This window comes from Bacteroides sp. AF34-31BH (assembly GCF_003602795.1).
Lineage (GTDB): Bacteria > Bacteroidota > Bacteroidia > Bacteroidales > Bacteroidaceae > Bacteroides > Bacteroides uniformis.
The window spans coordinates 33,755-46,522 of the sequence record NZ_QTLV01000004.1 but is presented as its reverse complement, the minus strand read 5'-3'; the positions used below and the strand labels follow the sequence as shown (position 1 = coordinate 46,522).

11 protein-coding genes are annotated in these 12,768 nt (G+C 47.2%); 6 read left to right on the top strand and 5 right to left on the bottom strand.

The annotated features are described in order from the left end of the window. Nucleotides 1-91: 91 nt before the first annotated feature. The 3 genes from DWZ67_RS08215 to DWZ67_RS08205 are packed head-to-tail and all read right to left on the bottom strand — an operon-like array spanning nt 92 to nt 5,398. Nucleotides 92-3,514 carry an AAA family ATPase gene (locus DWZ67_RS08215; protein ID WP_120138563.1) on the bottom strand — a complete coding sequence of 1,141 codons (3,423 nt, stop codon included), beginning with the start codon at nt 3,512-3,514 and terminating at the stop codon, nt 92-94. A gap of 15 nt (nt 3,515-3,529) precedes the next feature. Continuing rightward, entirely contained in the window at nt 3,530-4,741 is a 1,212-nt protein-coding gene (locus DWZ67_RS08210) for an exonuclease SbcCD subunit D (protein ID WP_055288404.1), read from the bottom strand. Nucleotides 4,742-4,768: 27 nt separating this feature from the next. Next, complete coding sequence (locus DWZ67_RS08205) at nt 4,769-5,398, bottom strand: HU family DNA-binding protein (RefSeq protein WP_005836463.1); 630 nt, start codon at nt 5,396-5,398, stop codon at nt 4,769-4,771. A gap of 270 nt (nt 5,399-5,668) precedes the next feature. Between DWZ67_RS08205 and DWZ67_RS08195 the strand changes: the two genes are divergently transcribed. The 6 genes from DWZ67_RS08195 to DWZ67_RS08170 all read left to right on the top strand — a co-directional run bounded on the left by DWZ67_RS08195 (nt 5,669) and on the right by DWZ67_RS08170 (nt 10,224). Further along, the gene (locus tag DWZ67_RS08195) at nt 5,669-6,751 is read left to right on the top strand and encodes a hypothetical protein (RefSeq protein ID WP_120130276.1); all 1,083 of its coding nucleotides are present in this window, start codon (nt 5,669-5,671) and stop codon (nt 6,749-6,751) included. Between the two features lie 93 nt (nt 6,752-6,844). Next, entirely contained in the window at nt 6,845-7,174 is a 330-nt protein-coding gene (locus DWZ67_RS08190) for a PAS domain-containing protein (protein WP_005828341.1), read from the top strand. Between the two features lie 16 nt (nt 7,175-7,190). Beyond that, nucleotides 7,191-8,060, top strand: a complete 870-nt coding sequence (locus DWZ67_RS08185; protein WP_120130291.1) for an aldose 1-epimerase family protein — start codon at nt 7,191-7,193, stop codon at nt 8,058-8,060. A gap of 105 nt (nt 8,061-8,165) precedes the next feature. Continuing rightward, the gene (gene araJ, locus DWZ67_RS08180; RefSeq protein ID WP_120130277.1) at nt 8,166-9,308 is read left to right on the top strand and encodes an MFS transporter AraJ; all 1,143 of its coding nucleotides are present in this window, start codon (nt 8,166-8,168) and stop codon (nt 9,306-9,308) included. A 57-nt stretch (nt 9,309-9,365) separates the two neighbouring features. After that, complete coding sequence (locus DWZ67_RS08175; RefSeq protein ID WP_120130278.1) at nt 9,366-9,800, top strand: hypothetical protein; 435 nt, start codon at nt 9,366-9,368, stop codon at nt 9,798-9,800. 10 nt (nt 9,801-9,810) lie between these two features. Continuing rightward, nucleotides 9,811-10,224 carry a hypothetical protein gene (locus DWZ67_RS08170; protein WP_120130292.1) on the top strand — a complete coding sequence of 138 codons (414 nt, stop codon included), beginning with the start codon at nt 9,811-9,813 and terminating at the stop codon, nt 10,222-10,224. Between the two features lie 66 nt (nt 10,225-10,290). Here the strand turns inward: DWZ67_RS08170 and DWZ67_RS08165 are convergent, their stop codons facing one another. Together DWZ67_RS08165 and rlmD are read right to left on the bottom strand one after the other, a co-directional pair. Then, entirely contained in the window at nt 10,291-11,202 is a 912-nt protein-coding gene (locus tag DWZ67_RS08165; protein ID WP_008663283.1) for an RluA family pseudouridine synthase, read from the bottom strand. 60 nt (nt 11,203-11,262) lie between these two features. Further along, complete coding sequence (gene rlmD / locus DWZ67_RS08160) at nt 11,263-12,684, bottom strand: 23S rRNA (uracil(1939)-C(5))-methyltransferase RlmD (protein WP_008663284.1); 1,422 nt, start codon at nt 12,682-12,684, stop codon at nt 11,263-11,265. Between the last annotated feature and the right edge of the window lie 84 nt (nt 12,685-12,768).

Sequence of the window (12,768 nt, the reverse complement as noted above, 5' to 3'; positions counted from 1 at the left end):
TTTTTATGAGACTGCAAAAATACACAATAATGCAGGTGCTTGTACTATCAAGAGCCGAAAAAACATTCGTTTTCTTTATCCCGATACCAGCTTAGAGGGTATTCACCACTTCTATTTCGCTTCTTGAACTGTCTATCCTCCGTACTTGTATCTGGGTCTTTATGCGCTCTTTCAGTCCTTCCACGTGACTGATGATGCCTACCTTCTTGCCACCCATCTGGTGCAGTTTTTCCAATGTGTCCATAACGGTGTTCAGATAGTCGCTGCTCAGTGTGCCGAAACCTTCGTCGATGAACAGTGTGTCTACCGAGAGGCTCTGGCGGCTGAGGGAAGAAAGTCCGAGGGCAAGTGACAGAGATACTAGGAAGCTTTCGCCGCCCGATAAGGTGCATGCCGGACGTGCCGCACCTCCTTGATGGAAGTCGCGCAGCAGGATGGTGAGCGAACCGGCCTGGCATTCCAGTTCGTAGCGGTCGGTCAAGCGTTGCAGATAGAAATTGGCGCCTGCCAGCAGTTCTTTTAAGACGAAGCTCTGGGCTATGTTGCGGAAGTTCTTTCCCCGTTCGTCACCGAAGTGGTGGCAGAGGCGGTCCCACTTCAGATACTCTTCGCGTAGCCGGTCGGCACGTTCCTTTTCTTCCTTTATCCGGTCGATGTTACGGGTGTTTTCTTCCAGGCGTAACTTCTGCTGGCCGATGGATTGGTTGCCGGCGGTTATCTTTTCTTCGAGATTTGCGATGAGTGCATCCAGGGTTTCGAAGTTCTCGTTTTCTTCTATTTCGGGCTTCCGGCCGATGTGCTCTTCCATTTGTTCGGTGGCCAGATGAAAGGCGGTCGATGCAGCTACTTCTTCCTCTTTAAGTGTCTGCAATGAGGCACGTAATGCTTCTATCCGGGAGCCGGACCAAGCGGATAGGACGGTGATACGATTCTCGTCGAGAGTGGGGTTGGCGGCATAGAACCCGGTTAAATCCTTTTGCAGCCTTGCCATTTGGTCTGCGGTGGAGGATATGCTTTGTTTCAGTCCGCTTGCTTGTGTATTCAGATTATTCCAGGCAATCCCCAGGTCCTTGATTTCCATTTCCTGTGTTGCTGCAGGTGCGTTGCGCCAGTCGGGGAATGCGGCATCGATGCTTTCCTTGTTGATGTTTATCCCTTCCAGCTCTTTGTGGATAAGGGCAATGGCGGATTTCAGTTCTCTTTGTTTTTCCTGCGCCAGACGGTAGTTGCGCGTAGCTTGCGTCAGGCGGTCAATAAAGGAGAGGGGGGAGTTCTTCCATTCCGTGTTCCATCCTTCCCAGAGGATGTGGGGAGTGACGCGGTCCATGGTGGCACGTATGTTCTCCTTTTCGTTGGCGGTGAGCGACTTGTAATTGACGATGCTGTTTTTCAGCTCATTCAGCACTCTGTCGGCAGAGTTGAAGGCTTGGCGTGCAGCGTCCACATGTTTTTGGCATTCGTCCTTTTGCCGTTGCAGAGCTATGATTTGTGCGCTGAGCTTTTGAACTTCCGTGAGCTTTTCGTTCAGTTTGTCTGCTTCCAGCTTGTTCTCTTCCAGTAGCTTCTTCAGGGTTTCGCCGGTGGTTGTGGAGAGGCCGACGCCGTTGCATTGGGCGCATTTGGCCTGTGCGTCAGTGTGGGCAAGGTTGTAGCTCCGGAGCGCTCTTGCTGTGGACTGACGGGCATTCTCTGCCAGCGTTCCGTAGGTCTTGGATTCTGTCCGGTTGTTGTTCAATGCCTGCTCGGTTTCCTTGTATTCTTTCTCTTTTGTTTTCAGGGAGGTGCGTATGGGAGCAAGGACAGACTGGAAATCTTCATCTTTGCAAAGCGATTTTATTTCTTGTCCGCACACGGGGCAAGTATCTCCGACGGCAAGCCGGGAGCGTGCTTCCTTTGCCCACTCTTCTACGGCTTCCTTTTGCTTGTCGTAGAGGGTGCGGATGTCATCATAACTTGTTTTCCTGCTGTCGAATGCCGTTTGCAGGAGGACGTATTGCTTTTGGCACGCCTCCACTTTGGCGTTCAAAGCCTTTTCGTTTTCCTTTGCCTCGTTCAGTGTCCTTTCCGTTTCAGCCAGTAAAGACAAGGCGCTCAATGCTTGCAGCAGGTTCTCCCGTCCGGCATCGAGTTTGTTTTTCTTGTCTTGCAGGGCAGGGCGGTCCATGGTTTCAAGCTGCTTGTTCCGGAGGTTTATTTCGTTTTGCAATGTATGGTTCTCTTGTTCTTTCCGGGTGAGGGCAGCTTCCTTGTCGGTACGCTCCTTGACTTTTACGGGTTGTTGCGCGGCAAGTCTTTCAAGGTGCGCGTTGTAGGTGCCGATGCGTGTTTGGGCATCGAGTGCGGATTTTAGGCCGGTAATGATGGATTGGCTTTGCTCGAACATGGGCAGTAAGGGCGAATGCTCTTGCAAGTACTTCTCGGCACGATGCAGCTTGTCTTCTTGCTCTTTCAGGAAACCGCATAGCCACTTGCTTCCTCCGTCCAGCCGGGCAAAGGATGCTCTTAACATTCCGGCTTGTGCATAGTTCTGTTGTTGTTGCTGTTGCTGCTGTTTCAAGGTAGAGAGCCAGTTGCGGGCATCGGCGGTGGCGTTCCATTCCTTAATCAGCAGTTCTTTCTGTTTGAATTCGTCCGATTGCAGTTGCGCTTGCTTCCCTTCCCACATCTTCTTTTGCTGTTCACGGGTGAGGAGGAGTTCGGAGTATTTCTTCAGCCAGTCCCGTTTTGCGAGGACGATGGTTTTCTGCTCATTGGCTTCCTTGACTCCGGCATTTTGCGTGGCTATGGCTTCCTTGATTGTGGCGACTTCTTCTTCTGTCAGGATGTGGATGCCTTCCAGCTTCCGGTTCTGGTTTTCGTATTCCGTCCGTCTTTCCTTGGTGGCGGCATATATTTCGGCACCTATTTCGGAGTAGATACTTGTACCGGTCAGCTTTTCCAGAATGTCCGATTTTTCGCTTTCCTTGCTTTGCAGGAACTTGGTGAAGTCGCCTTGCGCCAGCATGGTGGTGCGGCAGAATTGTTCGAAGGTCAATCCCACTGCAGCTTGTATTTCTGCCTTTATCTCGTTCTTTTTGTTGAGCTGTGCGCCGCTTTTCTTGTTTTCCAGTGTCCAGCGCACATCCTGCACAGCTCCTGAAATCTTGCGGTGTGCCCGTGCCACGTACCATCGGGCGGTGTAGGGCGTTTCGTTCGAGCCGGTAAACTCCAGCTCCGTCCATGCTTCACTGGTGTTACGGCGCATCAGTTGCCGGCTGTCGTTGATGGCAACATCTTCCTTTTTGGCAGAGAAAGTCTGGCTCAGGTCTTTGTATTTTTCGTTCTCGGCATGGTCCATGCGGGGCGTTTCGTTGTAGAGTGCCAGGCAGATGGCGTCGAGAATGGTTGTCTTCCCTGCACCCGTCTCGCCGCAGATAAGGAAAAGGGATTCCTCGCTTAGCGGTCCGTTCTCAAAGTCGATGACGGCATCTTCTATGGAGGCAAGGTTCTTTATGGTCAGTTTCTGGAGTTTCATGGTTCGGACAAATGATTAGGAGTTGTTCTTGCTTTTCACTTTTTGCATGACAGTCTCCATCAGCTGGCAAAGTTCTGGGTCCATCTCTTCTCCTTCGGTTTCGCGGTAGTAGAGTCTGGCTATTTCCAGGGGAGACATTTCCTGCATCTCTTGGATGGAGATAGGCTTGCTCTCGTCAGTGTCGGCCTGCCGCTCTCGGGTCGTCTTGATGTAGCAATATTTGCATGCCTTGCCTTTGGCGGCGTTCGAGGCTTTTTCGTTGCAGTCGGGGGGCAGGTAGCCTTTTGTCAGCACATTCAGACGGAGGTATGCAGGTTTCTCTTCCGGATATTCTTCCAGTAATTTCAAGGCGTCTTCGAAAGGTGTCGGGTCATGGGGAAGTGTGACGAGCGGAATCGGATTTTCAATTTCCCTTGTACTGATTTGTGGTTCTGCCCCTTTCTCCAACTCGATGATGGAGATGGAGTGCGGATAGGTTTCGTCGAAGCTGACGGGGAGGGGAGTGCCGCAATAGCGTGCGTGGTGATGACTGCCTTTGATGTCCTGAGGGCAATGGATGTGTCCGAGTGCCAGGTAGTCGTATCCTTCTCCCATAGCGCTGAGGGGAACATACTCTATTCCGCCGATACTCTCATCGTGCCCGCTACGGTCGCTGCCTTCAATGGAGAGATGGGCCATGAGGACGACGGGAAGCTGTGCCGTATTCCGTTTCTTCACTTCGTCCAGCAGTGCCTGGAAGAAGCGTGCCTGTCGTTGGTCGCGCGGTGTTTCAGTGTCCAGCAGGGGGAAGTTTTGCGGATAGACGTGGGGCACGGCAATGACGTAGCCTATTGTCTTTTTTTCATTGTTTATCTCGATGATGTGCTTGTCCAGATTCACTTCCTCGGCTGTACGTTCGATGTTTCCCACAACGTTCAAGCCGAAGTGCTGCCAGAGGCTGCTGTCTATCTCCAGTTTCGAGCTGCTGTCGTGGTTTCCGGCGGTGACTACGATGGCCATTCCGGGGCAGGCTTGATGGATGTTCAGCATGGCGTCGGTGTACATCTTCTGCGTGGCGGCAGCGGGAGAGGAGTAGTGGTAGATATCTCCGCTTACCACCATGGCGTCGGGCTGCTCTTCGGTTACTATGCGGGTGAGTTGCCGTAGGAAGGATTGCTGCTCGGCGGTGCGGTCGTAGTTGTAGAGGGTGTGTCCCAGGTGCCAGTCGCTGGTATGTAGTATTTTCATTGTTTTTGTTACTTCAATGGATGTGGGTTATGGTTTCCTTAGAATATAAATCTTGTGTGTTCCTCGTCCTTTGTAGTCGATGCCCGATTCGGGATTGGCTATCCATTCGCGCAACTCGCGGGAGGCGGCGGACTTCAATAAGCCGGTCAGTTGGCAATAGTCGGCTTGGGTCATGAAGCTGTTCTTTTCCAGGTATTTTTTTGCCCGTTCCAGCCGTTCCTGCGGAGAAAACACTTGTGAGGAGCGTTGGAATTTGTCGGTGGAACGTTTCAGGTGGCAATGGCGAGCGGTACGGTACAGTAGTTCTTTGTCCACCTTGAAATGTATGTCCTTCAGGCAGATGCTGACGGCGTTTCGCTTGGTGTCTCCTTCTTCGCCCGTCTCCCGTTCACGGTCTTGCCGCAGACCGAGGGCAGGGGTGAATACTCCTAAGTTGTCAATCTTCACGGAGTAACCTTGCCCCATTTGGTAGGCTATTTCGTCGGTGATGGCTTGCACCAGTCCGATGATGTCTCCTCGTGTGAAGGATGAGGCGTATGCTATCTTTTCGGTGATGGTTTCCAAGTCCACCTGCCCGTATAGTTTCATTCGTGGGTAGAGGATGCGTTTGCCGTCTTCTCCCGGCAGGTTCAGTTCCTGCATGTTGTATTCTGCCATGATGGTAGCGTTGTTATGAGGTTCGTTTGTTTATTGGGGCTTACAAAGTTTGTCCCAAGGTTGCGGATGTGTATGCCAAGGTTGGGGATTTCTATCCCAAGGCTTGGGATAGACAAACCAAGGGCGAAGGTAATTCTTTATCTCTATACTTGCAAACTTTACTATTAGTAGTTAGGAAGTTTTTTATTGGTAGTCGGGAAGTTTTTTGTTATAGGTTTGAGAGAGGAATTGAAAAAAACGTTATCTTTGTTACATAAGAGAAGTGCATGAATGATGAACAAAACTAAAATTAAGCGATATATGAAACATTATCCGGACTTATTATTGTTGTTTACCTTATTGTCCGTTACCACAATGATTAAAGCACAAATATCGATAAGACCTTATAGCGAATGGGAAGCAACCCAGTTTGTTGCAGTGAACGGACATCAGCCCGAAGACTATGTAAAGCCAGATAATAATTGGGAAATACTATACAATTTACGGACTCCACGTACTCAAGCCGAACTTCGTGAAATGGGTATTAAATGCTCTGATAGCCAATTATTGTTATTGGAAGTAGGTGGACTTGTCAGTAAAACAAAAGGAAAATGGGAAGCTACTATACCCATTCTCGACAAAGAACAGACCAATTCTCTAAGAAGCTTAAGTAAGGAGATTGCTGAATCCATGTATGTCAAAACAAAGGCAGACTTTATATCATTGGCACAAACTATCAGTGAAATGGGATTCAAGAACAATGTACTCTCACTTGTTTTTTCATACCTTCTGGATGGAAAAATGTGGACAAAGTTAGTCATGTTTGAGGATGTTGACAATTATACAAGCTGGAGTGGCTGTTACTGGGTATTATACGAATCAAGAAATGGCTTTGCATGCGGTACGAATGGTTTCGGAGAACAGAATTTGATTTTGACTTACATCAATAGCGGCATTGCTCCTGACAACGACATTATGGACCATTGTGCTGATGAAATAGCACAATTTGGAAAAGTAACAGATGCCAAACTCGTTTCTCAGTTAAAACCTTATGGGCTGGTAGATGATAATGGAGATGTATTATTTCCTATTATAAAGAAACGGCAAGACCGCTTTCATCAAATAACTGAAAAATTGGTAAACTCTATCAGTGCGGAACTAAAGAATAATTGTGGCTCCTTAGCAAGCCAATATGGTATTGACAATGAAAAAGTGGCAATGGTGATGCTGTACCATGAAGTCATGTGGGATTTGGTAGATAATCTGATTCAAGATAGGATAATCTTTACTCCAGCTATTTTCAAAGATGAAGAATCGAATAAAGAACGATTGAATGAAGTCGTTTTCTTCATAGAAGGAGGATTAATGCAATAATAATTCGATAGAGAAAAGGACATTTGACTTTGAAGAGTTTTCTGTAAATGCATTTCAAGTGCATAGAAAATAGCCAATTAAAAATAAAGAATTATGTACGAATGGGCCAATGAAATGAACTGTGCCGTAACTGTATGCGACACAAAGGGAATCATCCTATATATGAACGAGAAAGCATGCCGTACGTTTGCCAAACACGGTGACCTGATAGGCAAGAATCTCTTTGATTGCCACAACCCGCAATCGCAAGCCAAGATACGCGAACTGCTGGAGACGGGGGGAGTGAATGCCTACACCATTGAGAAGAACGGTGTCAAGAAAATGATTTATCAGACGGCATGGAAGCAGGACGGAGTGGTCGGTGGCCTGGTGGAGATTTCGATGGAAATACCCGGAGAGATGCCACACTATATGAGAAAATAACAAAATGATATATGATATGAAAACACTTTCTAATTCAGAACTGACAATTAAAGTCTCCCCACATGGGGCCGAGTTATGCAGTATCTTGCATGATGGAAAAGAATATCTTTGGCAGGCAGACCCTGCTTTCTGGAAACGGCATTCTCCGGTGCTTTTTCCCATTGTAGGCAGCGTTTGGGAGAATGAATACCGCCACGAAGGCGTTTCCTACGCATTGACGCAACACGGTTTTGCCCGCGATATGGATTTTGAATTGATATTTGAACAGGAAGATGAGGTACGCTATCGACTGGTTGACAGTGAGGAAACACGCAAGAAATATCCTTTCCCGTTTTGTCTTGAGATAGGCTATCGGATAGAAGGAAAGAAGGTTGAAGTGCTTTGGAAAGTCATCAATACCGGAACACGCGAAATGCACTTCCAGATAGGAGCTCATCCGGCTTTCTATTATCCGGACTATGATGCGGAGACAATGGACCGTGGATATTTCGGCTTTGATAAGACGGAAGGTTTGCACTATATCCTTATCTCCGAGAAAGGATGTGCCGCTCCGGATAAGGAATATTTGCTTGAGTTGACAGATGGCCTGCTGCCTTTGGACATACACTCCTTTGATAAAGATGCCTTGATTCTGGAAAACAGTCAAGTGAAAGAAGTTACATTATATAATAAGGAAAAGAAACCCTATCTCAGTCTGTATTTCGACACTCCGGTGGTGGGGCTGTGGTCGCCTCCGGCCAAGAATGCTCCGTTTGTCTGCATCGAGCCGTGGTACGGGCGTTGTGACAGTGCCCATTATAAAGGTGAATATAAGAATAAGGACTGGATGCAGCACTTGATACCGGGAGAAGTCTTTAATGGTGGGTATACAATTGATATAAGATAAAAAATGAAGAAGGATACTGAAAATAATTCGGTATCCTTTTTATTTGGAGAATGCAATGTCATTATCTTTGCGCCCGGTAAAAAATATAGGTTGTTTTTTTAAGGTATGAAGAAGAGTCTTATTGCATTGGCATTCGGTACATTGGGGCTGGGGATTGCCGAATTTACGATGATGGGTATTTTGCCCTATGTGGCTACTGATTTGGGAATCAGCATTCCCGTGGCCGGTCATTTCATTTCTGCGTATGCGTTGGGTGTCTGTTTTGGTGCACCCATGCTGCTCCTGGCCCGCAAACGTCCGTTGAAGCAGATTCTGCTGGTCTTGATGACATTAATGATTGTGGGTAATATTTGTGCGTCTATGGCACCCAATTATTGGGTCTTGCTGTTGGGACGTTTTGTTTCCGGACTTCCTCATGGCGCTTATTTTGGGGTGGCTTCCATTGTTGCGGGAAAATTGGCTGATAAGGGGAAAAGCTCGGAGGCGGTTTCAATTATGATAGCGGGAATGACTGTGGCCAATCTGTTTGGGGTGCCGTTGGGTACTTCGTTGAGCCATACGCTGTCTTGGCGTGCCACGTTTCTGCTGGTAGGTGCCTGGGGATTGATAACACTGTACTACATTTGGCGTTGGGTACCGCAGGTCGAAGGACTGAAAGACACGGGATTTAAAGGACAGTTCCGTTTTTTGAAGAAGCCGGCGCCGTGGCTCATATTGGGAGCTACGGCTTTGGGCAACGGTGGCGTATTCTGCTGGTATAGCTACATCACCCCGTTGCTGACCGAGGTTTCCGGTTTTAGTGCGGACAGCATTACGGCACTGATGGTACTGGCAGGATTCGGAATGGTTGTCGGCAATCTGGTCAGTGGGCGCATGTCCGACCGGTACACTCCGGGGAAAGTCGGTACGGTGGTGCAAGGGATGATATGTGTTATTTTATTATTGATATTTTTACTCTCGCCCCATCCGTGGTGTTCGGCAATATTGATGACACTCTGTACGGCAGGTTTGTTTGCCGTCTCCAGTCCGGAGCAGGTGTTGATGATTCGTGTGGCTCCTGGAGGAGAAATGTTAGGAGGCGCTTGTGTGCAGATGGCTTTCAATTTTGGGAATGCTATCGGAGCTTATATCGGAGGCCTTGCCTTGAGTGGAGGCTACCGTTATCCTGCATTGGCAGGCGTACCGTTTGCACTGATGGGATTTATTTTATTCCTTGTCTTCTACAAGAAATTTCAGGCGAAGTATTAAGTGTTTCATTTTTTTTGTGTATGTTTGTCCGCAAGTATTAACTAAACTCGATAACTTATGAAGACTTTGAATTATGTGAAGATATTGCTGTTGTGTGTATTTACGATTGGGTTGGCGTCTTGTGGGGATGATGTATATTATACCATGCAGAATAGCGACGACAAATTGTGTGGAAAGACGTGGGTAGAAGAATATCAGACGGAAAACAAAGATGGAGTTGAAGTGTTATGCAGTCATCAACTGAAGTTTGCCAAAGCTGATAATTCCGGACAGGAAATCTGGGAGTATTATCGCGGAGGCGAGTCCCGTCCCTATGAAACGACTTCACGTACTTTTACTTGGAAATGGATGGACAAGTCTATGGAGGGGTTGACGCTGAATTACGGTGCGGGTGAAATCAAGTACTTTGATAATGTATGGGTGCGCGAGCATTATTTATCCGGCAAGCTGGATGGAGTAGTTGTAATGATGGTAGATGCTAATTATAAATAAAGTATGGCTTATGAATAATATGTTGAAATACACAAAATTGTTATTGTTGTTTGTCCTTGTATTAGGATTGACATCATGTGATAGTGAGGAAGAAACGGAATATAATCTGCCCGGTGAATGGTATACATCTGAAGAAATAGATTTTGGGGCATATACTTGGGGTAGGGGGACGATTATGACCTTTAACGCGCGTAACCAAGGTACTATTGGTTCATATGGCGACCCGAATTATTTGCTTTTCAGATGGAATTGGGTTAGTGGGGCTTACAATCTGATGGAATTGGAATTCTATGATGATGGCAGCATGGCTTACATTGAAGGAGCCATGGCTGATTCTTATTCTTTCAGTGGTACTTGGTATAATAGCTGGAGGGAATATCAAGATAATATTCACGGACAGCCTTTTCGTATGCGTCGGCAATGACGACATGCTTATCAATAAAAAACGGAGCAAATCAATTGCTCCGTTTTTTTATTGTATGTCAGCTTTTTACTTATTCTTCAAAACCAATTTCTTGAACTCTCCCGGATAAGGTGTTTCAAACCGCATCAGCTCTCCCGTGACGGGATGATAGAAACAGAGTTTGAAAGCATGCAGGGCCAAGCGTCCGATAGGATTTACGTCTTCCAGTCCATAGCGTCCGTCGCCGATAATGGGATGCCCCAAATCCTGCATGTGTACACGTATCTGGTTTTTTCGTCCCGTTTCCAGGTTCAGTTCAACGAGAGAGTATCCATTGGCTCGTTTGATGGTACGGTAATGCGTAATGGATTCTTGTCCCCCGTCATCTGTCGGACTTGAATATACATACAGCTTGCGGTCTGTCAACCAAGAAACCACGGTTCCTGCATCTTTTTCCATCTCGCCGACCACCACGGCTACGTATCGCCGGTCTGTTACAATGTCATGCCAGTTATCGCGTAGTGTACGTTGGGTCTTCTCGTCTTTGGCAAACATCATCAAGCCGGAGGTGTCACGGTCCAGGCGGTGCACGATGTGTACACGGTGCTGCTTGCCCGAGCGTTGCACGTATTCATTCAAGATGGTATAGGCGGTACGTTCCTTTTGCCGGTCAGTGTTGACGGACAGCAAACCCTGCATCTTCTCTATCACGATGATATAGGCATCCTCGTATACAATCTTCATCAGTTTATGGTTGAACTCTTTACGTCCCTTCTCACGGCTGATTTGTACTTTCATACCCGGTTTCAGGGGAAAATTGTATTGTGTAGTGATAACGCTGTCCACATATATAATGCGTTTGCTCAGCAATGATTTCAGCTTGGTGCGGCTGGCGTCCGGCATTTTAGCTGCCAGAAACTCCATGAGCTCCATCGGTTCCTTCACCATGTAGTCCGTATATTGTGTGCGGGCTCTTGCTGTAATTTTTTCTTTTGCCACGACTGGTTTTAATTTACGATTAGACAATTTACAATTTACGATTGAAAACTACTTGGACTTTCAATCTTTTAATTCCAATAATACTACGTTTTCCACATGGTGGGTGTGCGGGAACATGTCTACCGGTTGAACGGCCTTCACTTTATATTTCGCATCGAGCAGTTGCAGGTCGCGCGCCTGCGTAGCCGGATTACAGCTGACGTATACGATGCGTTTGGGTTCGGCAAACAGAATGACATCCACTACATCCTGGTGCATTCCGGCACGGGGAGGGTCGGTGATGATGACATCGGGACGGCCGTATTGGTTGATGAAGTCTTGTGTCAGCATGTCTTTCATATCTCCGGCAAAGAACAATGTATTTTTAATTCCGTTAATCTCGGCATTGACCTTGGCGTCTTCAATGGCTTCGGGCACATATTCTATGCCGATTACCTGGCGTGCGTGCTTGGATACGAAATTGGCAATGGTACCCGTGCCGGTATAAAGGTCATAAACAAGCTCGTTACCGGTCAGTCCGGCAAAGTTGCGCGCTACTTTGTAGAGGTTGTAGGCTTGTTCGGAGTTGGTCTGATAGAAAGATTTGGGACCTACCTTGAAGCGCAGTCCCTCCATTTCCTCGAAGATGTGGTCTTTTCCCTTGAAGGTGTGTACCTCGAGGTCGGTGATGGTATCGTTGCACTTATTATTAATAATGTATAGCAGGGAAGTGATTTCGGGGAATGTATCTGCTATGTATTGCAGCATTTGCTTGAACAGAGCCATTTCCTCCTCTTTCTCTATCTTGCAGATGAGGATTACCATCAGTTCGCCGGTGGTAGAGGTACGCACAATCATATTGCGTAGCATTCCTTCATGCGTACGCAGGTTGATGAAGGAATAGTTGTGCTGGTAGGCATAGTCGCGTACCGCATTGCGGATGCGGTTGGATATATCGTCCTGCAACCAGCACTTTTCTATGGCAAGCACTTTATCGAAAGCATTGGGAATATGGAAGCCTACGGCATTCATCTGTTCGTATACTACATTCTGCTGAACCTCTTCTGTTGTCAGCCAACGTTTGTTGGAAAAAGTGTACTCCAGTTTATTCCGGTAGAACTGAGTTTTTTCTGAACCTAATATCGGAGAGATTTCCGGCAATTCGATTTTGCCGATGCGGGTGAGGTTGTCCGTTACTTGTTTTTGCTTATACTTGATTTGCTCGGAATAGGGGAGAACCTGCCATTTACAACCGCCGCATACACCATAATGTTGGCAGAATGGAACTGCCCGTACTGCCGAATATTCATGGAATTTCACAGCCTCGGCTTCAGCATAATGATGCTTTTTTCTCTTAATTTGCAGGTCAACTACATCGCCGGGGACGACATATGGTACGAAAATCACCAAATCATTGACTTTTGCGATGGCTTTTCCTTCGGCAGCCACATCCGTAATTGTCACCTTCTCCAGTAGGGGAAGTTCTTTTCTCTTTCTTGCCACTTTTACACCAATCTAATAAATTCTTCGGCAAAAATAGACATTTTTTCGGGATTTCTCTCTATGAAATGAAATATTAAAGATTGC